General features: G+C 43.2%; 19 protein-coding genes. 8 read left to right on the forward strand and 11 right to left on the reverse strand.

Features of this window, described 5'->3' with window-relative positions:
• Positions 1 to 40 precede the first annotated feature (40 nt).
• Positions 41 to 1,312, forward strand: a complete 1,272-nt coding sequence (porV, locus tag HY064_07620) for a type IX secretion system outer membrane channel protein PorV (GenBank protein MBI3510516.1) — start codon at positions 41 to 43, stop codon at positions 1,310 to 1,312.
• Between the two features lie 129 nt (positions 1,313 to 1,441).
• On the forward strand, positions 1,442 to 1,915 hold the full coding sequence (locus tag HY064_07625) for a 2-C-methyl-D-erythritol 2,4-cyclodiphosphate synthase (protein ID MBI3510517.1): 474 nt from the start codon (positions 1,442 to 1,444) through the stop codon (positions 1,913 to 1,915).
• 91 nt (positions 1,916 to 2,006) lie between these two features.
• On the opposite strand, the gene HY064_07630 is transcribed toward HY064_07625, so the two are convergent.
• The 6 genes from HY064_07630 to HY064_07655 form a co-directional block, all read right to left on the reverse strand.
• Positions 2,007 to 2,690, reverse strand: a complete 684-nt coding sequence (locus HY064_07630; GenBank protein MBI3510518.1) for a DUF2490 domain-containing protein — start codon at positions 2,688 to 2,690, stop codon at positions 2,007 to 2,009.
• Positions 2,691 to 2,705: 15 nt separating this feature from the next.
• Positions 2,706 to 3,518, reverse strand: a complete 813-nt coding sequence (locus HY064_07635) for a DUF4956 domain-containing protein (GenBank protein MBI3510519.1) — start codon at positions 3,516 to 3,518, stop codon at positions 2,706 to 2,708.
• A complete protein-coding gene (locus tag HY064_07640; protein ID MBI3510520.1) occupies positions 3,499 to 4,308 on the reverse strand; it encodes a polyphosphate polymerase domain-containing protein in 810 nt (269 codons plus the stop codon). The genes HY064_07635 and HY064_07640 overlap by 20 nt, the downstream gene beginning before the upstream one ends.
• Positions 4,265 to 4,864 (reverse strand): hypothetical protein, encoded by a 600-nt coding sequence (locus HY064_07645; protein ID MBI3510521.1) that lies wholly within the window; start codon positions 4,862 to 4,864, stop codon positions 4,265 to 4,267. The genes HY064_07640 and HY064_07645 overlap by 44 nt, the downstream gene beginning before the upstream one ends.
• 4 nt (positions 4,865 to 4,868) lie before the next feature.
• Positions 4,869 to 5,276 (reverse strand): hypothetical protein, encoded by a 408-nt coding sequence (locus HY064_07650; GenBank protein MBI3510522.1) that lies wholly within the window; start codon positions 5,274 to 5,276, stop codon positions 4,869 to 4,871.
• A gap of 114 nt (positions 5,277 to 5,390) precedes the next feature.
• Positions 5,391 to 6,923, reverse strand: coding sequence for a CotH kinase family protein (locus tag HY064_07655; GenBank protein MBI3510523.1), 1,533 nt, complete (start codon positions 6,921 to 6,923; stop codon positions 5,391 to 5,393).
• A 170-nt stretch (positions 6,924 to 7,093) separates the two neighbouring features.
• Between HY064_07655 and HY064_07660 the strand changes: the two genes are divergently transcribed.
• From HY064_07660 to HY064_07675, 4 genes are all read left to right on the forward strand, one after another.
• Positions 7,094 to 7,582 carry a cytidine deaminase gene (locus HY064_07660; protein ID MBI3510524.1) on the forward strand — a complete coding sequence of 163 codons (489 nt, stop codon included), beginning with the start codon at positions 7,094 to 7,096 and terminating at the stop codon, positions 7,580 to 7,582.
• A 29-nt stretch (positions 7,583 to 7,611) separates the two neighbouring features.
• On the forward strand, positions 7,612 to 8,223 hold the full coding sequence (locus HY064_07665) for a hypothetical protein (protein ID MBI3510525.1): 612 nt from the start codon (positions 7,612 to 7,614) through the stop codon (positions 8,221 to 8,223).
• 83 nt (positions 8,224 to 8,306) lie between these two features.
• Positions 8,307 to 9,332: a pyruvate dehydrogenase (acetyl-transferring) E1 component subunit alpha gene (gene pdhA, locus HY064_07670; protein MBI3510526.1), complete on the forward strand. Its 1,026-nt coding sequence runs from the start codon at positions 8,307 to 8,309 to the stop codon at positions 9,330 to 9,332.
• 29 nt (positions 9,333 to 9,361) lie between these two features.
• Positions 9,362 to 10,609: a pyruvate dehydrogenase complex dihydrolipoamide acetyltransferase gene (locus tag HY064_07675; GenBank protein ID MBI3510527.1), complete on the forward strand. Its 1,248-nt coding sequence runs from the start codon at positions 9,362 to 9,364 to the stop codon at positions 10,607 to 10,609.
• 176 nt (positions 10,610 to 10,785) lie between these two features.
• Here the strand turns inward: HY064_07675 and HY064_07680 are convergent, their stop codons facing one another.
• A complete protein-coding gene (locus HY064_07680) occupies positions 10,786 to 11,505 on the reverse strand; it encodes a hypothetical protein (GenBank protein MBI3510528.1) in 720 nt (239 codons plus the stop codon).
• Positions 11,506 to 12,053: 548 nt separating this feature from the next.
• Here HY064_07680 and HY064_07685 point away from each other — a divergent pair.
• Positions 12,054 to 12,689 (forward strand): hypothetical protein, encoded by a 636-nt coding sequence (locus HY064_07685; protein ID MBI3510529.1) that lies wholly within the window; start codon positions 12,054 to 12,056, stop codon positions 12,687 to 12,689.
• Here HY064_07685 and HY064_07690 read toward each other — a convergent pair whose 3' ends face one another.
• The 3 genes from HY064_07690 to HY064_07700 form a co-directional block, all read right to left on the reverse strand.
• Positions 12,690 to 13,343, reverse strand: a complete 654-nt coding sequence (locus tag HY064_07690; protein ID MBI3510530.1) for a hypothetical protein — start codon at positions 13,341 to 13,343, stop codon at positions 12,690 to 12,692.
• Entirely contained in the window at positions 13,340 to 14,083 is a 744-nt protein-coding gene (locus tag HY064_07695; GenBank protein ID MBI3510531.1) for a hypothetical protein, read from the reverse strand. The genes HY064_07690 and HY064_07695 overlap by 4 nt, the downstream gene beginning before the upstream one ends.
• 123 nt (positions 14,084 to 14,206) lie before the next feature.
• Positions 14,207 to 15,619, reverse strand: a complete 1,413-nt coding sequence (locus HY064_07700) for a SpoIIE family protein phosphatase (GenBank protein ID MBI3510532.1) — start codon at positions 15,617 to 15,619, stop codon at positions 14,207 to 14,209.
• Positions 15,620 to 15,764: 145 nt separating this feature from the next.
• On the opposite strand from HY064_07700, the gene recG reads away from it, so the two are divergent.
• Entirely contained in the window at positions 15,765 to 17,870 is a 2,106-nt protein-coding gene (gene recG / locus HY064_07705; GenBank protein MBI3510533.1) for an ATP-dependent DNA helicase RecG, read from the forward strand.
• A gap of 254 nt (positions 17,871 to 18,124) precedes the next feature.
• On the opposite strand, the gene HY064_07710 is transcribed toward recG, so the two are convergent.
• Positions 18,125 to 21,400, reverse strand: a complete 3,276-nt coding sequence (locus HY064_07710; protein ID MBI3510534.1) for a DUF2723 domain-containing protein — start codon at positions 21,398 to 21,400, stop codon at positions 18,125 to 18,127.
• Positions 21,401 to 21,417 lie beyond the last annotated feature (17 nt).

Here is a 21,417-nt window from a genome sequence, read left to right on the forward strand (position 1 = left end):
GCGACAAAAAATTCTAAATTTGTTAACTAACAAGATCAGCATGAAAGTTCAGTCAATCAATAAATGGATCGTAGCAGTTGCTGTTGCAATGGTGTGTACGGATAGTTCTGTTACAGCACAGATCCAGACCAACCAATTGCAGGGCGGAAGCATCAACACGATCACAACTGCAGTTCCGTTCCTGATGATCACGCCCGACACGCGTGCGGGAGGAATGGGTGAGACCGGTGTTGCAACAACGCCTGATGTGAATTCCATTCACTGGAATGCAGCAAAACTTGCATTCGAACAAAAGAAAATGGGGCTCGGAATTTCCTACACGCCCTGGCTGCGCGCGCTGGTGCCCGACATCAATCTCGCTTATGTTTCCTGGTACATGAAACCGAAAGGCAGTACTAATTCTGCATTCGGTGCTTCCATGCGTTACTTCTCAATGGGAAATATCACTTTCACGGATATCGTGGGAAATACCATCGGGCAATATCGTCCGAATGAATTTGCATTCGACGCTTGTTACGCACGCAAACTCGGAAAACATTTTTCTGCTTCCATGGCAGGACGTTTCATTCACTCGAGTCTTACCAATGGTATCACAGTGAATAATACGGATACCAAAGCAGGTGTTGCCGGCGCAGTTGATCTCTCTGGTTATTATTATAATCCTGATATAAAACTGAACGGCAAAAAATCAACACTCATGTTCGGGATGGCGATCACCAACATCGGGAATAAAATTTCTTATTCTTCTTCTGTTCGCCGCGATTTCATTCCCATTAATCTGCGCATGGGTGCAGGAATGGTGATACAAGCAGACGAATACAACAAGATCGGATTTCAACTCGAGTTTAATAAACTTCTTGTTCCCACTCCACCCATCTATAAAACAGATCCTACTACGCACAGCCCGATCGTTGATCCGAATACGGGGCAATATGAGATCGAGAAAGGGAAAGATCCGAACCGTTCTGTTGCAGATGGAATGTTCGGTTCATTCAATGATGCGCCCGGTGGATTCAACGAAGAACTGAAAGAAATAAATATCGGAACAGGAATTGAATACTGGTACAATGATTTATTTGCAGTTCGCACCGGTTATTTTTACGAAGCGCCTACAAAAGGAAACCGCCAGTTCTTCACGCTCGGCGCAGGAGTGAAATATCATGTGTTCGGCCTCGATTTCGCTTATCTCATTCCAACGAACGGACAACGTTCTCCATTGCAAAATACACTTCGTTTCACACTCACATTCGACTTCGATGCGTTCAACAAACAGAATGAAGATGCAGCAGGTGGTGATACCGGAGGAAAATAATATTTCTGAAATTGAATGGGAAAGCGCTCTCAGTAAATGAAAGCGCTTTTTTATTTTCGCATACGATCGTCGGAAAATAATTCAGTGAATCACGAACACACTCCTTACTTTTGAAAAATGTCTGCTGATATGAGAATCGGTTACGGTTACGATGTGCATCGCCTGGTTGCAGGACGAGATTTATTTCTCGGCGGAATAAAAATTGATTTTGAAAAAGGATGTGATGGCCATTCGGATGCGGATGTGCTCCTGCACGCGATATGCGATGCGCTGCTAGGCGCGGCTGCGTTGCGCGATATCGGTTTTCATTTTCCGGACACCGATGCATCGTTTAAAAATATTGACAGTAAAATTCTATTGCAGAAAACGAACAGATTACTCCGTGATGCAGGATGGCGTGTTGGAAATATTGACGCAACAGTTTGCATGGAGCGGCCGAAGATCAATCCGCATATTCCGCTCATGTGCGAAACCATTGCCGCCCTTCTCGGAATTGAAACCAATTGCGTTTCGGTGAAAGCAACTACCAGTGAAAAATTAGGTTACGTGGGAAAAGAAGAAGGTGTGAATGCGCACGCTGTGGCGCTCCTTGTGCGGAAATAAATCTTAGCTCCACTATGGCCTGCAAAATGCGCCTCGGCTGAACAAAAATGGCATCATAACAATTCCAAAAAAATGAATTTTAAACGGCCTCTCAGTCGAGAGAAATAGAATATTCAAACCCGAGAATGTAAAGCGTTTGCCGATCATTTACATTCCATTCTTTCTGGCACATGAAATAAATTCCACCCGAACTGAATTGATTGAAATCGTAATTCAGCCCTGCATAAAATCGTGAGCGGTCAAATCCATTGTGATAAGGTATCCTCGGATTGCGGTACTGGAAACGTAATTCACTTGCAACATACGGAGACAAGGAAGCGGTGGCCGCATAAGCAACCTTGAACATGTTGCGCTCATAAAGCTCCGGTACATTTCCGAGATCACTCGCGTATCCCCAACTTCTCCATTCACTCTGCAATCGTGCGCGATAACCGAATGAAAATTTCCCGAGTTTGTATTTGAAAATAAGATCGACATAAGCGCGTTGGCGTATTCCCCACGAATCATTTCCCTTATTTTTATCAATGAAACGATAAACAGGAGAGATGCGGAAATATTTATTGAATTTGTAAGTAACACCGATGTTGGTGTAAGTGAGATTGACGCTCTGCAGATTATTCTTCAGCCGCAATTCCTGGTCAAAGTTGAAATCAAAATTCTTAACGATCTTCTTGTTGAAACTGAATGTCATCCACGAACCGAAATCCTCAGTCTGCGCGATCGAATTCGTTACAAAAAGAAATGAAAGCAATATGGGCAGTAGTATGCGTTTCATTTCGCCGTTGTGTATCTATTCCTGTTCCTGGTTCTTATTCTCGTGGTAATAAATTTTAATGGTGGCTGTGTCGCGCAGAAAATCGATGCGGCCTATACTCACTTTATGCACGTTGAGGCCGGTGCGCAACTTGAGATCAGCAAGCAATTCCTGGTATTTTTCCGGTTTGATCAGTTCTATATTCTCGTACTGAATCGTTTTTACAAATTCTGTTTTGATCAGGATATTTCCGTCGAGCAGGTATGCAATAACGATGATGATCGCATTAATGATAATTGTTTCAAGAAAATTTCCGCGGTTAATGGAACTCATAAGTCCGAGCGCGATCGTCATGAAAAGATAAGTCATATCGCGCGCAGAAATATCTTCCGTGCGATAACGCAGCAGTGAGAAAACAGCAAACATTCCGAAAGCGGCGCCGGTGGAAAGCGATTTATTCGCACTCAGCAGGTAAGTGATCATGAAGATGGTCACGTTGAACATGAAGAACGTGAACAGGTGATCGCGACGCTTGTACACGGGCAGGTAAATCAAACGAACGAGAATGATCATGAAAAAAAGATCGATCAGCAATCGCACAAAGAATGCAGGATTGAATTTGTCAATGGCGAACGTAAAAAAATTAACGTCGGGCTGATCTTCCTTCACTTCATCTTTCTTGTCATCTTTCTTATCATCCTTCTTGTCATCTTTCTTATCGCCCTTCTTTTTCTTTTCATTACTCTGCGTGGTGTCGGCAGAATTTCCCGATTGTGCGTGAAGCACAGGAACGGGAGTGAATACAAATAACAGGAGGGGTAGGAGAATGCTAATCAGGTGGCGTTTCATTTATTATTTTTTCGATTTCGTTTAAAGCAGATTTGAAATTATTTTTTTTCACATCGTGTACCAGGTTGGCAACGGCGATGCAGTATTTACTTGTTCCTCCTTCACGAATGTGCGCCTTCTTCAGCAATTTTACAAAAGCAGTTTCTGTTGGCTTGGCTTGCTTGGCCTCCACGATCACAAGTTTCTCGAATGAAATGCATCCCGATTCACTTTTCACTTCCAGGTCAAGATCAATGGTGAGCCGCTCCTCTTCAAAACGATTCACGAGTGTAACGCGATTGTAATTGACCCACAATTTAGGTTCCACTTCACCCGGAGACATGCCGGTCATCTTCGAAAAAAAATCTTCCGAATTTCCGGTGATGGTGGTGTCTAATTCTTTTTTCTTCACACGGTTTTTAAGTGTGCGCCCTTTGTTGTTCTTGAATTTCACTTCGAAAAAATTCAGGTCCGACTCCACGTATCTGCGCAAACGAATCTTGTAGCGATTCGTTCTTCCGTTATGATGTTTGAGAAAAAGATCGAAACCGGGTGTGTCATAATAAAGCGTTTCGTACCGGCTCATGCGCGTTCCCGCCACTTCGAGCGCGCGGTACTGGTCGCGCACGGCGCGCAGAAGATCAGGAAGCCGATTGATATTGAAATTAAATTTCATATCGGTGCGGTCCATGAGTTTCACACGATCCATTTCTTCTATCGAAATCGGATCGAATGTGTCAAGTACCGCTTTTACTTCCTTCTTCAACTCAATAAGTGTAAGTGAATTTGTGATCTTTCTCCAGCGTTTCACCACCGGGGCCAAAAACTTTTTTCTCCGTCTTCAATCCTTTTGTATCATAACCATAAGCTGTTTTCTTGGTCACTTTTCCTGTTCCGTCATATTCCACTTCAAACATTTTATCTCCGGTGTTGTTGTAAATAAAAGTTGTCTTATTCAATAAAGTTCCGGCTGCATCATACACATCTTCTTCCGTCTTATCTCCATTAGCATTGTATTTCCAACTCGTCTTCTTGTATTTTTTCGGCGGCGTATTGTCCGGATTATCATTTCCGCCATTCGGATGCTCCACCACTTCTTCAGTTTTATTTTTACCGGAATAGGTATCGGTTTCTTTTCTATGCACCGTTCCATCGGGATTATACGTAATATCCTGAACGGTGTTTCCATCCTTGTCGAAAACCTGGTATTCGGCTTTGTAGGTGCTGCTTTCCTTCCCGTCTTTGTAAAGCGTAATGGTTTCCGTTTCCGATTTCACCTTGAGATCCCTGATCTGTTTTTTCGATTGAGCGCGAACAGAAACGGTGATGAAAACCACCGCGATCACAATTATATTCTGAATCTTCATGTTGTTATTGCTTTACGTTGATAACAATATCATCCATAGTCTTACTATCCTTTTTACCGGTAATCTCCACCGGCTTTATCACTGCAGTATCTGTAGTGGCATGATTGTAAATAAATGTGTAAGCATACACTTTGTATTTTCCTTTGCGGAGATATTTGAATTGATAAGTTCCGTCAGGTCCTGTTTTTACATTATCGCCATAGGTTGGATCATCACCGTAAATCAGGTACACATTTATATTCGCCGCATAACCGGAATCGGTTTTGTTGTAAGCGGTGAAACTTGAATTCACCGTGTAACTATAAGCATAGATCTTACCGGTAATGGTAGCTTGTCCGCCTGGCCCTGGCCCTGTATTGCAGGAAAAAAGGAAGAGAACAATTACGGAAGCGAAAATTGTGAGTTTCGACATAACTCTTTTTTTAGTGAACGTGTTACAAAACGCTTGCCGTAATCAATATGACTACGGCATTAAGCGACTTTTAAGTATGTGTAAAGTTATTCGTTTTCGGTAATCTGCCAACGACTAATGGCTCACTACGAATTTTACTGCAGCAGCCCCGTTTTCTGCATCCGAAAGAGTGAGAAAATACATTCCGTTTGGAAATTGTTCAGTAGAAAAATTAAAAGTTTCTGAACTCTGGGAATTAAAATTTTCATTGAACATTTCCTTTCCTGAAACATCCGTTATCCTGATCTGAATTGCATTTCCTTTCATGCCGGAAGGAATATGGACGCTCGCCGTTGTTGATGAAGGATTCGGATAAACAGAAAGTTGTTCCGCATTAATATTAGTTTCATTTACATTCGTCCAGCAACCAAGTGGGGAAAGTTGTGAAGTGAGACTTGCATTGCGCGCTGTGATGAATGATTTCAAACCGGGAATCCATCCGCCACCGGGACCGCCGGGAACCTGTATATCTGCAACGATGTCGTCTTCGAATTGCTGCGTGGTGTAAGTCATCAACGTATCAGCATACACATCTGCGCGAATTGCATTGGCAAGACTGTCAATGATCGGATCGAGATAAGCGTTATTGAAATCCTGCATCACATTGCACATGGCATCTATATACATCTGCCGGTAATTGGAATTAGCCAGCATGTTATTAGCCAGCGGGCGACTCGTGGGTTGATCCAGGTAATCGTAATTCAGATTTTCCAATTGAGAAATGGTCATTCCGAGATTGAAATTTCCGAATGATTCATTCACATCCCAGGCAATCCACCGGAAATGAGTATAATTCGAATCGTCATAGGTGTAATAATTATGGCCGCTGCCTATATAGGAATCAAGATTCACAAATGCATTCACATTCGCCATATAATTCAGAAAACTCCAGGAATCAAAAACGGTTTCCAGTGAATCATAAAGCGTGGCTGTCGAAGTGTTGTTTGCAATTTTTATGATGTGCACGAGATCATTCCAGGAAGTGTAATTTGAATCGGACTCCAATTCGTAATGTGAATAATAAAGCGAAGGTGTGCTACCGTACCAGCGGAAGTCGCCGGAAGGATCTCCCTTATACAAATTTCCATTGTTGTCGGGATAATTCTGTTTCAGAAATTTTGAATCAATGTCTTCCACAATGGTATAAACGCCCCAGTAAACATTGTTCAGGAATACGCGTGCGTACGTGCAGCGCGGAGCATTCACGCCATGCGCACGCATGAAATCGAGAGCGATCTTTTCACGCAACAAAGTCGGATCTTTGAATCCGTTATTGAGATTGATCTTTTTTATTCCGTCGTATCGCTGGGTGCTGTCGTAATAATTGAGATCAATTTTGAACGATTTTTTATTCGAAGGATTATTGTAAGATGAATTTCCTTTGAACTTCGATCCGACGATCATCGTTCTTCCGTCGAAGATCATCGTGGTTTGCATGTACGTGTCGGTTACATGCGTGTTCACGAGCGAATCCCAGTAATCGGTCTGTGAATAATTCAGATAAATATCGTGGATGATCGGAACTGCCCATATACTATCGCCATCGGCGGCAAAAATTTTTGAAGTGAGAGAAATGGAAATTCCTGCGAAGAGAAAAAAGCGTTTCATTGAAATTTATTCATGTAGGTTGATCGTTCCGTGAAAGGGATGCTTGTAGGTTTAGACGCTGTAAGTTACGAATGGTTTAACAATCAGCTTCAACATACTTTTCTTTGACGGCCTTTCCGGGAAAAACTTTCGCCGCGTACAGGGAAACATTTTCAAATCTATCTTTGCCCATGCGAAAAATTGAAATTCCCGTTACGATCTGCGAATATGAAAATGAGAATGAATTGCCGCCTTCCGATCTCGGCCTGTTGAAAGAAGCACGTCTCGGTGGAGAATTTGCTTATGCACCCTATTCTGAATTTCATGTAGGAGCAGCATTGCGATTATCAAACGGGAAAATTATCCGCGCTAATAACCAGGAGAATGTGGCGTATCCTTCGGGCTTGTGCGCAGAACGTGTGGCGATATTTTTTGCGTCTGCAAATCATCCCGGTGAAACGATCGAAAGTATTGCGATAAGTTGTTCCTCTGAAAAAACAGGATCCGACAAACCATTTTCTCCGTGCGGCGCGTGCAGACAAGTTCTCGCGGAATACGAGCAGAAACAACATTCACCTATAAAAATCATTCTCGGCGGCAAGACTGGAAAAATTCTCATTTCGGAAAGTGTGAAGAATTTGTTGCCGCTGGTGTTTGAGGCAGATGAACTGAAAAAGTAATTACAGATTACGAGATGACGAATTACAGATTGAACCATTTTTCTCCGCTGTTCATCTTGCTTATGCTGCTCTGTGTTGGATGTTCACAAAATCAAGAGAAAAATAATAGTAATGATAGTTTAGCAATTACTGCGACGAAGGATTCTTCTGCTGGAAAAAACCGGACCAGTCAACCAGAATTCGACACCATTCAAACTTCAAACGGTTTGGTCAAAAGAATTTTTTTCAAGGATGGCAAAATCGAAAATGAAGAATGTCTTGGAGATGCTCGGTTTTACAAAAGTTATTATCCGAGCGGAAAGTTGGCATGTTTTGACTCGTCGTTCGATCGGCGGATCTGCTTTTGGAATTTTGTTACATGCTATGATTCTTCAGGAATGATAAGCTCGCTCGAAACAAATACATCACTGGATCCTCTCTCAGGAAATCAGGATGAATTCAATCGCCCAAGAGTTACACATGATGAGAATTATACAGGTGGAAAAATTATTAATTCAGGCGATACATATTCCAATTGTGGAGAATGCGAATTTGACAGTGTTGGTTTTTGGAAATTCTACATTGACGGGAAATTGAGTCGCACGAAGAAATTTTCATCCTGGCAAAAAGAGTACATCAAAGCCGGCGGAACACTCAAATAATTGATTGGTATTCCGCAGATCCGCACCTTCCGCATTCCGTTCCCATTAGCTATCTTTACTTTCCTTAAAACCATAGCCAAATTATGGCCATTAAAACCGAGAACTCCGCTCTTAAAACAAAAACTTCTTTCAGCAAAGAGCAATATGCTTCGTGGTATGAATTGATGTTGCTCATGCGCCGTTTCGAGGAAAAAGCCGGGGAACTTTACATCGCGCAGAAAATCCGCGGATTCTGCCACCTCTATATCGGGCAGGAAGCACTCGTTGCGGGAGCAGAAAGTGCGATCACAAAAAATGATCGCGTCATCACCGCGTATCGCGATCACGCACACCCGATCGGGCGCGGAATGCATCCGAAATTTGTGATGGCGGAATTGTTCGGAAAAATTACCGGTTGCTCCAAAGGAAAAGGCGGATCGATGCACATGTTCTCGAAAGAATTTAATTTTTTCGGTGGACACGGAATTGTTGGTGGGCAAATTCCACTTGGTGCAGGAATTGCTTTTGCAGATCAGTACAACGGAAATAAAAATATTACGCTGTGTTATATGGGCGATGGCGCCGTTCGCCAGGGTGCATTGCACGAGACATTCAACATGGCGATGCTCTGGAAACTTCCCGTCATTTTTATTATTGAAAATAATAATTACGCGATGGGAACTTCGGTCGAGCGCACGAGTAACGTACACGAATTGTACAAGCTCGGTCACGCATACGAGATGCCATCTTTTCAAGTGGACGGAATGCGTTGCGAAACGGTACACGATGCAATTTCTTCAGCAGCAGAAAACGCGCGCAAAGGAAATGGCCCGACACTTCTTGAAATAAAAACATATCGTTACCGCGGACATTCGATGTCTGATCCTGCGAAGTACAGAACGAAAGAAGAAGTGGAGTGTTACAAAGAACAGGATCCGATTGAACAATGCATTCGCGTGATGAAAGAAAATAACTGGATCGATGATGCCGGAATTGAAAAAATGGAAGCGAAGATCGATGCGATCGTACAGGAGTCGGTGAAGTTTGCAGAGGAATCTCCGTTCCCGGATGCGTCTGAACTTTACAATGATATTTATAAGGAGCCGGATTATCCATTCATTACCGACTAATTCAAAATTTAAAATTCAAAATTAATTTTATGGCAGAGGTAATTAGAATGCCGAAACTCAGCGACACCATGACAGAAGGCGTCGTCGCGAATTGGAATAAAAAAGTTGGTGACACGGTGAAGCGCGGAGAAATTTTAGCGGAGATTGAAACCGATAAAGCGACGATGGAATTTGAATCTTTTTTCAATGGAACACTTTTGTATATCGGAATTGAAAAAGGAAAAGGTGCCCCGGTCGATGCGATCATTGCGATTATTGGAGAAAAGGGCGAAGATGTGAATGCAATTCTTGCTGCTGAAAAAAATAAAGTTCCCGAGAAGAAAGAAGAAAAAGTTTCAGAAAAGAAAATCGAAACTGTTGTTGCGAAAAAAGAAGTTGCAAAACAAGCCCCGAAAAAAATAACCGTTCACTCAGAAGAAAATGGCAACAGAATAATAGCATCGCCGCTTGCAAAAAAACTGGCTGACGAAAAAGGAATTGATATTTTTTATGTAAAGGGCAGCGGCGATCACGGCCGCGTTATCAAACGCGATATCGATTACTGGAATCCGTCGAAAATGCCGCCGGTAATGGAATATGATATTTCTGTGAACAAAGCGGGAGAGTACACGGATGAGCCCGTTTCTCAAATGAGAAAAATAATTGCGAAACGATTATCGGAAAGTAAATTCTCTGCGCCGCATTTTTATCTCACCATGGAAATTGACATGATGAATGCGGTGAGTGTGCGTGAAAAATTAAATGCAAAAGGAGAAACAAAAATTTCTTTTAATGATATGGTCATTCGTGCGGTGGCACAATCGCTGAAGTCGCATCCCAAAGTGAATTCATCGTGGTACGGCGATCGCATCCGCTTCAATCATGAAATAAATATCGGTGTGGCTGTTGCAGTGGAAGAAGGACTGCTCGTTCCTGTTGTACGCAACGCCGATAAAAAATCTTACGCGGAGATTGGCGCAGAAGTGAAAGTTTTTGCGCAGAAAGCAAAAGATAAAAAATTGCAACCCACCGACTGGGAAGGAAATACATTCACAATTTCAAATCTCGGAATGTTCGGCATTGACGAATTCACAGCGATCATCAATCCGCCCGATTCCTGCATTCTTGCAGTGGGAGGAATAAAAGATACTCCTGTTGTGAAAGACGGAAAAATTGTTGCCGGAAAAATTATGAAAGTAACAATGAGTTGTGATCATCGTGTGGTGGATGGTGTAACGGGTTCTGCGTTTTTGCAGACGTTGAAAAAGGTGTTGGAGAATCCGGCTTCGCAGGCGTGAGATAAGTCCTCGATATCTATCGAAGATGAGGGTAGTGTACCATTTTAAGAATTTAACGGTGAATCTTAGTGCCCTTAGTGGCTATTTTTTTGCCACAATGGCACCAGTACACAAAGGGAAAATTAAACGGACCCGCTGCTGAAACAAAAGATGCTGTTCAGAAATGGACGGTATTTTTATTTCTCCCTCACAAATTTTCCATTCCTGAAAAAATATTTTCCCGGTTCGTGATCCAATCGATCTCTTTCCGCCGCATCCGATTGTTCAAGACTGTCGATCACGATCTGGTTCTCCATCAAATGAATTTTATAATTGCATTGGTAATTAATATCATTTTCTGATCCTGCAGTGTCTAATGAATTCACCAAATAACCCTTTCCATTTCTTCCGGAGAAGATCACTTTATTCTCATCCATATCAAAAACATAATAATCGTCTTCTTCTTCACCCCTGAAATCGGCGCCGTTGTTCCTTTCAAAATATCCATTCACAAAAATCACGATCTCATCACGACCCAAATTATTGAGTTGAATTTTTTTTATATGTGCAATCTTTTCCGGGTAGATGGCGTACATATATCCAGGCAGGCTATCTGTGATTAGAATTGTGTGAATGGAATCGCCCAGGGAGTAACATAAGCTGATCATGTTGCCATTGTACTCCGGATCCTGAATAAGTTTTACATTGCAATAACTTATTGAGTCCAGCAGCACATACTTCTGAGCGGTAAAATCCTGTTGGTTTTTCCTGAGGAGCGAATCCGTGTTGAAAGAGGCAGCAGAACGGAAAATAGAATCTACATCTATTTTCTTCACTTCGGAACTGCATGGAATTTTAGGTTGTGTTTCAATACAACCCACCAGAAAAATAAAGAGAAGAATACCCCAGCGTTTCATGAATGAAAATTACGCCGCCGGAAAATGATAAAACACAGTGAATGGATAAATGCGGGGATTTGTCGAATAAGTGAAGACTTAGGTGATAATAATTTCCCCTGGAATCTGTGCGTAATCTGCGCAATCTGTGGCAATATTCTGCCGTTATAGCTGGTCAACTATTCATTGGAAATATTGTCACGGATTTACACTGATTAAGCACAGATTAGTCTTCAGTATGCATCACAATGCTTCGCGGTTTTCCCTTTTTTGATTTTAGACTTCTGCTTTTTGTGACCTGCTCCTTTGGAATGATCATTCTTGTGTGAAGAACCGAATGTGGGACACGTTGCAGGGTCATTCTTAGCGTTCGAAAAATTTTCCGCTGATAATGAGAAGGTGAACAAAATTGCGATCGCGCAAAGAATCGTTCTTATCTGAAAGTATTTCATGGTGGATTGGTTTATTTATTAGATGCAATTATAACGCCGATAGTTGCATGTAAATTATTTTTTATTTACTGCAATAAATCATTTGAAGAGCCGTTCTGCTCCTGTAAAAACTGCGGCATGAAACGTTTTATTTACATTCTCGCAATTCTTGTTCTTTTCAGCTCCTGCAAAAAGGAACATCTTGCCGGCCCAACAGCAACTCAGGCAAATTATTCCATTGACGATTATACAAAATTCACCCCCGGAAATTATTGGGTGTACCAGGTTTACCAGGTTGACACCAATGGAAATGTGATGTCGGTAGATTCGCAACTCGACAGCAGCTACGTGAGTAATGATTCGGTCATCAACGGAAATACATATCACGTCTTTCACGAAAGGTTAGCACATTACCCGTTCATACAATGCGTGCGTGATTCGGGCGGCTACCTTGTCACTTCAGTTGGACAAAGAATTTTCACCACCACTTATTTCAATACGGTTTTTGATACTACCGGAAGTATTCCGGGAAGCGTGGAAGTGAGGACATCTGTTCCTGCGCAATTACAGGATCTCATTGCAGGAGCAGGAACATTTCAATGTCTCGATGCAAAAACAGATTATTATAATTTGCAGACAACAATTTCTTACATGCAGCATCGCGTAATAAACATGGATTATGCGCAGGGAGTGGGCCTCATTCTCGGAACTTTATTTTATTCCACACCTTCTTATCATTTCGAAGATCGTTTGCTGCGCTATCACGTGCAATGATCAAATGTTCATTCCCTGGTCTTTGCTTTTTTTCTTTTTTCTCAAATGAATTTTCGGCTGCGTGTATTTCGTTGCGAATCGCTGTGGCCACCACGTAAGTCCTGCGGAAAAAGATAATGCGAGTGGAAATCCGGGTGTGAATCCTGCGTTGAGATCAAAGTGATCGCTGAATTCCCAGTGCCATGCAAATTCTCCACCGAGCGGAAAAATTTTATACTGCACATCGCCGAATGTGTGCGAATGATATTTGCTGAAAAAACCGGTGTCGTGGTATTCGCTGAAACGATTCCAGTCCCGGCGATAATAAAGCATGGGGCCGATACCGAGAAGAATCCGATGTTTGCCTTTGTCGAGCAATAATCCACGTATGCCTATGTGCGTGAAGCCCGCAGGCCCGCCCGAGCAGTCGGTGAAAATCCCCTGCATCACGGTGATCGCAAGCTGGTCGTAAAAAAAATAATGATCCACCGAAGCAAATCCGCCGAAGTTGGCAACGAACACCGCACGATCATCCAAACGATACGGTTGAATTGAAGCCGTGTTGTCGCCCATCGGGTGCATCGTCAAACCGAAATAGCGAAGTGAAACGCAGGTCTGCGAATGAAGAACAGTCGTGAGAAAAAATATTACGGAAACGAAAATTATTTTTTTCATTTTGAAAGCAACTGAACGAAGCGATCAAGAATGAAACGGATCATGCGATGCAGCCAGCGCAGGTGAGAATATTTTTCCACGAATCGCGGCGACCAGGAATAATACCATTGTATGAATGTGCGCCCTGCTTTTGTGCGGCTTAGTTTTTCATCACGGAAACGACGCAGCACCATCACTTCTTCGGCGTCATAACTTCCATAGACCATCGTCGCAATGTAGCATCCGCTGCTTCCACCGCCGTTACTGCTGCCACTACTGCCGTTACTGCTGCTGTTACTTCCATTACTGCTGCTGTTCGCTGCTGCCGATGTGCTTGCAACAATGAGATACACCACGAGCCAGATGAGCAGCAGGCCGAGTACAATGAGCAGGATGAGTAAACCGATCGCGATTCCTGCTCCGTCATCATTGCCGTCACCGGAATTTTTTCTGATGTGAAAAATATTCAGCAGATCTTTTTTTGCAGTTGCTATGTTCTTTGACGGCTGATCTTTTATTACCGCAGAAATATTTTTTTGAGGCGAAGAAGAAGGCGTAGTCTCTGCCGAAGTTTTTTTATCCGAAGAATTTCCTGTCGAATAATTTTCCGGAGGGGAAGTTCTGCTTTTGTCATAATTGTAATCCGGGATGGGGGAACCGTTATTCACCGCGTTGTGCGATCTCAGCGGCATTTCATTTTTGCAGCACCACAACGAGAGTACAAATACAGTGACAAAAATAAATGGGGTAAATTTTTTCATAGTGGGAGGAAATTGGTTCTGATAAAATTATGTAATGCGAATCGCATTCGTTTAATTAATTTTCCAATGACAGGCAGGTTGTCGAAGAGAAATGACGGGTTATCCCCCGATGTGGAAAAATTATCAGAAGCGAATTCCGATCAAACACACATCATCTGTTTGTTCATTATTGTTTTTCCATTCTTCAATAATGGCGCTGATCTTTGTTTTTTGTTCTGCAACAGGGAGAGCATGAACATTCATCAATAATTCTCTCAGTCGTTTCGAAGTGAATTTTTTATTCGAAGGCCCGCCGAACTGGTCGACAACGCCATCGGTAAAAAGGTAAAGCATGTCATCTTCTTCGTAAGAAACGGTGATCTCCCGGAATGATTTTTTTTCTGAACGTAATCCACCAATGGAATTTTTGCTTCCTTTCAATTCACGCATCTCATTTTCATGAATGAAAATTGCCGGACGTTTCGCGCTGGTGAACACAAATTCTTTTTTTGCTTTATTCACTTTCACCAGAGAAATATCCATTCCGTCCTGGATGAGCCCGTAATGCGAGCGTTCCTGTTTCAGTGTTGAAGTAACACGATCGTCAAGTTGTGAAAGGATTTCTGAAGGCGAAGTAATTCTGTTCTCCGTAATAATTTGCGTTAATGCGTTGCTGCCGATCACCGTCATGAATGCGCCCGGAACTCCGTGGCCGGTGCAGTCGGCGCAGGCGAGAATATAATTGTCGCGGTCAATTTCGTGGAACCAGAAAAAATCGCCGCTCACAATATCGCGTGGATGATAAACAATGAACGAAAGCGGAATGCTCCGGTAAATATTTTCTTCATTGGGAAGAACGGCGTACTGAATTTTTTTTGCGTAGGCGATACTTGAGAGCACATCTTCATTTTTCAGCGCAAGAATTTTATTATTCACTTCGAGTTGTATCTTCTGATCATGAATTTGTTTTTCCGCAGACTGTTTCGCTTTCACGAATTTGGAAGCGAGATAAGCGTTGATCAGCAGCGGGAGAAGAATGAGGAAAGTCATTCCCTGCGTTACGACCGGGTCATGATATTTTTCCGGAACTAAAAAAAGAGAATGGTTGTGGCTCACATTGTAAGCGCCAACAGTCAAAAGCGTTCCTATGAAACAGGTAAAGATCCAGCCCCACATTCTGTCGAGCATGAGAAAACTGAAAATAATAATCAGAATCATGAACAACATTCCCTGCCCGTTGATGTCGCCATTGTTGATCGTCAAATGAAAAATATTCAAGAAGGAGTGAACAGAAACGTATAGAATAGTTGCCGGCTTTATCGTTTTACCGATCCGCATTACCATGATCACGCAAAGCAAAGCGAGACTCGAGAAAAGCCCGACGCAGAGATGAAACAGCGACATCGAAAAAGTGATGATCACGTACGGAAGATTCGCGAAGAAAAAAAACAAAGCGAAACTGAACAACACATCTATCCGCACTTTTTCGAAAGGATCCTGCGTGGACGCAAGTGCATCGCCGATGATCCAATTTTTAAAACGGGAGTAAGGATTCACTTTGTAAATGTACAATTTACGATTTACGAAGTGCAATTTGATATGCGATTTAGACTGCTGGGAAAAGTAATGAGCGAATTACTTCACACTGGGATTTAAAGAATCAAAATCGTAAATCGTACATTGTACATTGTACATTTGCGATGTGACTTCTTCCTTCTCCGATACACCCGTAGAATATTTAAAAGGCGTAGGCCCCGAGCGCGCGAAAGTTCTGAAAACAGAATTCGACATCCACACGTTCGGCGATCTGCTTCGCTGGTACCCGTATCGCTATGTGGACCGCACAAAATTTTATTCCGCTGCCGAGATCAACGCCGATCTTCAGTTTGTACAATTGCGCGGGCAAATTCTTCATTGTGAAATTGTGGGTGTTAAGAATTCGAAACGAATGATTGCTCAATTCACCGATAAAACAGGCACCGTAGAACTCGTGTGGTTCCAGGGATTGAAATGGCTGCAGGGAAAATTTATTCCGGGAAAAGAATACATCGTCTTCGGAAGGCCGTCGGTTTACAAAGGGAAAATAAATATTGCGCACCCTGACGTCTCGACTCCACTCGATGTGAAGATAGGTGAAGCAGGAGCGTTGCAGCCGATGTATTCCTCCACAGAAAGATCGAAGCTGAAAGGTGTGGACTCGAAATATTTCATGAAGCTGATGAAAGTACTCGTGCCCATGATGGAGGGAAAAATAAATGAAACACTTCCTGCATCATTGGTTTCAAAACTGAAAATGCTGAACCGTGAAGAAACGCTCAGACAGATCCATTTTCCTTCAGACGCGCAATCACTCAAACGTACTACTGCAAGAATAAAATTCGAAGAATTCCTGCTCATACAAATGAAATTGCTCCGCGTGAAAATGCTGCGGCAGGAAAATGTAAGAGGATTTAATTTCGGAAAAGTAGGAGAACAGTTCAATATTTTTTTCTCAAAGTATCTTCCGTTTCCATTGACAAACGCGCAGAAAAAAGTGATCAAAGAAATCCGCGCTGATCTCGGAAGCGGAAAACAAATGAATCGTTTGTTGCAAGGTGATGTGGGCAGCGGAAAAACCGTAGTCGCACTCATGTGCATGCTCATTGCAAATGATAATAATTTTCAGTCGTGTCTTATGGCACCGACAGAAATTCTGGCAAACCAGCATTTTGCAACACTGAAAGAATTACTGAAAGACATGCCGGTGAATGTGGCGCTCCTTACGGGTAACACGAAACAATCGGAAAGAAAAATTCTTCACACACGCCTGCGCGCGGGTGATATGCATATACTCGTGGGTACGCACGCGCTCATTGAAGATGAAGTGCAATTTAAAAATCTGGGGCTCGTGGTCATTGACGAACAACATCGTTTCGGTGTAGAGCAGCGTTCTAAGTTGTGGAAGAAAAATTCCGAACCTCCGCATATTCTCGTAATGACTGCCACTCCCATTCCGCGCACACTTGCTATGACGCTTTACGGTGATCTCGATTCTTCCGTGATCAACGAAATGCCGCCGGGAAGAAAACCCATCCGCACTGTTCATTATTACGATGCACATCGTCTTCGTGTTTTTGGTTTTCTCAAAGAAGAAATTGACAAAGGAAGACAAGTTTACATGGTATATCCGCTCATTGAAGAAAGTGAAAAACTCGATTACAAAGATCTCTTCGATGGTTATGAAAGTATTTCGCGCGCGTTCCCGCTCCCGCAGTATCGCGTGAGCATCGTACACGGGCGACAGAAACCGAAAGACAAAGAACACGAGATGCAGCGTTTTGTAAAAGGAGAAACGCAGATTATGGTGGCGACTACAGTGATAGAAGTTGGCGTGAATGTTCCGAATGCATCGGTGATGGTGATCGAGAGCGCCGAACGATTCGGACTTTCGCAGTTGCACCAGTTGCGCGGAAGAGTGGGAAGAGGAGCAGAACAATCTTTCTGCATTCTCATGACGGGAAATAAATTAAGTCGCGATACAAAACTGCGGATGGATACGATGGTGCGTACGAACGACGGATTTGAAATTGCGGAAGTGGATCTTCAGTTGCGCGGCCCCGGTGATCTTGATGGAACCATGCAGAGCGGGCAACTCGGTTTGCGCCTCGCCGACATTGCAAAAGACGCCGACATTCTCCGACACGCGCGCACGTCCGCGCAGGAAATTTTAAATGACGATCCGAAACTTTCCAAACCGGAAAATAAAATGTTGTTGCATGAATTGCAGAAGGAATATGGAGCAGGTGTGAATTGGGGAAGAATTTCTTAGGAGTAGTACCAAATACGAAAATTCTACTAAAAGTTACGAAATACCAAAGGGTGCGAAAATCCCAAGATTACTAATTTAGTAAGCATTCGGTAGTGGGTCAGTTTGAAAATTCTTAGCGCCTTTGCGGTTTAATAAAAAAATGGTTTAGGAACCGCGAAGGCGCCAAGGCGCGAAGTTGAATCGGAAAAGAGCAAACGGAGCCACTACCAAGCATTCGCATTTCGTAACTTTTAGTAGAATTTTCGTATTTGGTACTATTGAGTGGTATCCTGCGCCGGCAATTCAATTCCTGCTGTCTGCATTTTATTCAGGAATTCTTCCGTGAGTTGTTCGTTACCTGCTTCCGATGCCATTTCTGTAACGGCGAAAAGATATTCTTTCATCTCCTCTAAGCTTTGTTGTTCGCGGGGCATGGTCATAAACCAGCGCACAGTGGCGTAGTAGTGCTCAAACACAACCCTCGAAAGATCGGTCGCCAGTTTTCCATCACCGGCTTTCCACGCAACATTTATCATTTCTATCCAGTTGTTATCCGGTGGCGACTGGTTCGCAGGAATTTCAGTAGTGCATTTCCTTACCACATCGAGCGCTTTCTTTTTTTCTCCTGCTTCGAGCAGCGCTGTGGCAAGTTGTGCGCAACATGTTCTCACCGGGTCGCTGAACATCCGGGACACCGTTTCATCACCGAGTACTTTCGGATCGCGCAATCCGCCGAAACGGAAATCATTCATCACCATGTTATAACTTTTGTCGAGCAGAACCTGTGGCCGCTGCTGGAGACTTCCGCTTTCTCTTTTATTTTTTTGTGGAACGAGACGATAAGCCATTCCTTCGAGACGCAGGTAATCATCAAGCCCGTCATAACTGCTCACCGGCATATTCACTGCAAAATAAACAGGACGTTTCCAGTCGTTGTGCGCAAGAATGTCGAGGATCATCGTCTGATCTTTCGAAAGATAATCACCACGCAAACGGAAGTAGATCGTATCAGCAATATCCTGTTCTCCCAATGAGAAATGCGCGTCTTTCGCCAGTATATTTTTTTTATTCACTGCTAAACTCATATTTCTTCCTGCAATATAATTCAGCGTATCACCGGAACTGCTGATGTATTTGTCATCGAACTTATCGCTCTTCAGAAAATTCACCACGTAATTCAGATCCATCGTGTCGGTCACATCATTGAACACATTCAGGTAATCGAGCATGCCTTCGCGGTATTGCCAGTGCGTAAGCGTGATGGGCAGCGGGTCTGAAGTGTAATTTTTCTGTTTCATCTGGTCAATGTACCAGTCGCTCCGGAAAAGATTGAGACAAACAATGCGCACATCTCTGCGCACACCCAGCACTTCCTGCGCGTACCAGAGCGGAAACGTATCGTTGTCGGCGTAAGTGAAAAGGATCGCATTCTTCTCGCAGGAATTCAAAAAATTTGTTGCGAGGTCAACAGCGACAGTTCTTCCCGAGCGGTTATGATCATCTATATTCTGAGTGAAAAGAATAATGGGCGATAAAGCGCTCACCACAACTGCAGCGATAAGTGAAGTTTTCACAGCGAGTTTTGTGAGGAAAAATTCATAGAAAGAAATAAAACCGAATCCTATCCACACGGCAAATGCATAGAAGGATCCCACGTAGGCGTAGTCGCGCTCGCGCGGTTGCCACGGAGTCTGGTTTAGGTAAAAGACAATGGCGAGCCCGGTGAAAAGAAAAAGCAAAGTAATCACGAGCGTATCGCGTTTCGAATTTTTCAGGTGCCAGAAAAATCCGAAAATCCCGAGCAGCAGCGGAATTCCGAAATATTTATTTCTCGATTTATTTTTTTTCTGAAAATCGGGAATAAGTTTCTGATCGCCGAGGCGCATGTCATCCAGCACTGGAAAACCGGTGAGTACATTTCCCTCCGATTCATTTCCGTAACCGAGAAGATCATTCTGCCTGCCAATGAAATTCCACGCGAAGTAACGAGCATACATCCACCCGCACTGGTACGTGATGAAGTACTGGAAATTTTCCCCGAACGTCGGAATGGAAATAGTAACGGTCGATCCCGATTTTCTTTTGAATTCCACGGGATATCCTTTGATGTTCACCCATGATTTATATCCTTCGGTATAGCCGGAACTGTACATGCGTGGAAAAAGTGTGCAGCCGCGCGAATCATAATTCTCAACCGTTCCTGTTTTTGTGTTACTCACAATATATTTTTTTGCGGCATCACTTCTCACGTACGTCGGATCACCATCAAGAGTGGGGTGATTTGCATCGAGCGGAGAATTATAATAAGGCCCGTACATCAGCGGCCAGTCGCCATATTGTTCGCGGTTGAGATAAGAAAGCATGGAAATAGAATTTTTCGGCGCATCCTCATTGATCGGCGTTCCTGCCTGCGCGCGTATTGCAAGTACAAAAAATGAACTGTAGCCAATGAGCAACATCGCAAAACACCAGAACACCGTGTTCAGGCGATGCACTTGTTTTTCCGTGGAGAGAACAATGCACGCGAGCGAGATGAGTCCGAGTGTGCTGTTTCTCATCACTGCTGCCAAAGGCGCGTGAGCAAAAAATGCCTGGTAGAGTCCGTACATCACCAATGAAATTCCGGTGAGGCCGAAAAGAATAAAGAAAGGGAAATATATTTTCCTTCGTGTGAGATAAATTCCCGCGCCAATGAAAAGAACAAGAAAAGAAAAATAAAAATAAGTACCGGAGTTAAAACGGAAATGAAATTTATTCACGAACAGCAATTCTGTTTTTCCTGCGAGATCGATGACGCCCGGAATAAGCATATCCTGCACAAAACCGAGAAGTACCACGGCGATCACTGATACAACAAGAAGATGACTGATTTTTATTTTTTCTGCACGCCGGAAATAATAAATGAAAACAAGAGCGGGGATCGTAAGAAGATTCAGCAGGTGAACACCCACCGAGAGCCCGATCATGTATGCAATGAAAATGAGCCAGCGCTTCGAATGCGAATCATCGGCCTGCTCTTCCCATTTGAGCATCGCCCAGAAAACTATTGCCGTAAAAAAAGAGGAGAGTGCGTACACTTCTCCTTCTTCCGCGGAGAACCAGAACGAATCGGTGAAAGCGTAGGAGAGTGCGCCAATGATACCGGCAATGAGAACGATCCATTTTTTATTGGAAGCTCGATCTTCGTCGCTCTTCAGCATTATTTTTTTTGCGAGATGCGTAATGCTCCAGAAGAGAAATAAAATAGTGAACGCACTCGCGATCGCACTCATGCCGTTGATGAGCGGCGCAACGAGTTCTTTTTTTCCAAAAGAGAAAAGTGAAAAGAATTTTGCGATGAGCAGGAAGAGCGGCGCACCCGGCGGATGCCCTGTTTCAATTCCATGTGAACAGGCAATGTATTCCCCGCAATCCCAGAAACTGGCGGTGGGCTCTATACATTTGAGGTAAACAATTGCGGAAAGAAAAAAAACTCCCCAGCCAATGCGGGTATTGAGTTTGCGGAAATCGTTATTCATCGTGAGCCGCAAATATACAGGAAGGAAGGTCACTTGGGAAATTTACATTT

It is taken from the genome of Bacteroidota bacterium, assembly GCA_016194975.1.
GTDB lineage: Bacteria > Bacteroidota > Bacteroidia > Palsa-965 > Palsa-965.

Coding starts and splice junctions, on each gene's coding strand:
- HY064_07685 (MBI3510529.1), top strand. CDS start 12,054: ATGAAACGTTTTATTTACATTCTCGCAATTCTTGTTCTTTTCAGCTCC.
- HY064_07690 (MBI3510530.1), bottom strand. CDS start 13,343: ATGAAAAAAATAATTTTCGTTTCCGTAATATTTTTTCTCACGACTGTT.
- HY064_07660 (MBI3510524.1), top strand. CDS start 7,094: ATGCGAAAAATTGAAATTCCCGTTACGATCTGCGAATATGAAAATGAG.
- HY064_07625 (MBI3510517.1), top strand. CDS start 1,442: ATGAGAATCGGTTACGGTTACGATGTGCATCGCCTGGTTGCAGGACGA.
- HY064_07675 (MBI3510527.1), top strand. CDS start 9,362: ATGGCAGAGGTAATTAGAATGCCGAAACTCAGCGACACCATGACAGAA.
- HY064_07630 (MBI3510518.1), bottom strand. CDS start 2,690: ATGAAACGCATACTACTGCCCATATTGCTTTCATTTCTTTTTGTAACG.
- HY064_07645 (MBI3510521.1), bottom strand. CDS start 4,864: ATGAAGATTCAGAATATAATTGTGATCGCGGTGGTTTTCATCACCGTT.
- porV (MBI3510516.1), top strand. CDS start 41: ATGAAAGTTCAGTCAATCAATAAATGGATCGTAGCAGTTGCTGTTGCA.
- HY064_07635 (MBI3510519.1), bottom strand. CDS start 3,518: ATGAAACGCCACCTGATTAGCATTCTCCTACCCCTCCTGTTATTTGTA.
- HY064_07680 (MBI3510528.1), bottom strand. CDS start 11,505: ATGAAACGCTGGGGTATTCTTCTCTTTATTTTTCTGGTGGGTTGTATT.
- HY064_07655 (MBI3510523.1), bottom strand. CDS start 6,923: ATGAAACGCTTTTTTCTCTTCGCAGGAATTTCCATTTCTCTCACTTCA.
- pdhA (MBI3510526.1), top strand. CDS start 8,307: ATGGCCATTAAAACCGAGAACTCCGCTCTTAAAACAAAAACTTCTTTC.
- HY064_07650 (MBI3510522.1), bottom strand. CDS start 5,276: ATGTCGAAACTCACAATTTTCGCTTCCGTAATTGTTCTCTTCCTTTTT.
- HY064_07695 (MBI3510531.1), bottom strand. CDS start 14,083: ATGAAAAAATTTACCCCATTTATTTTTGTCACTGTATTTGTACTCTCG.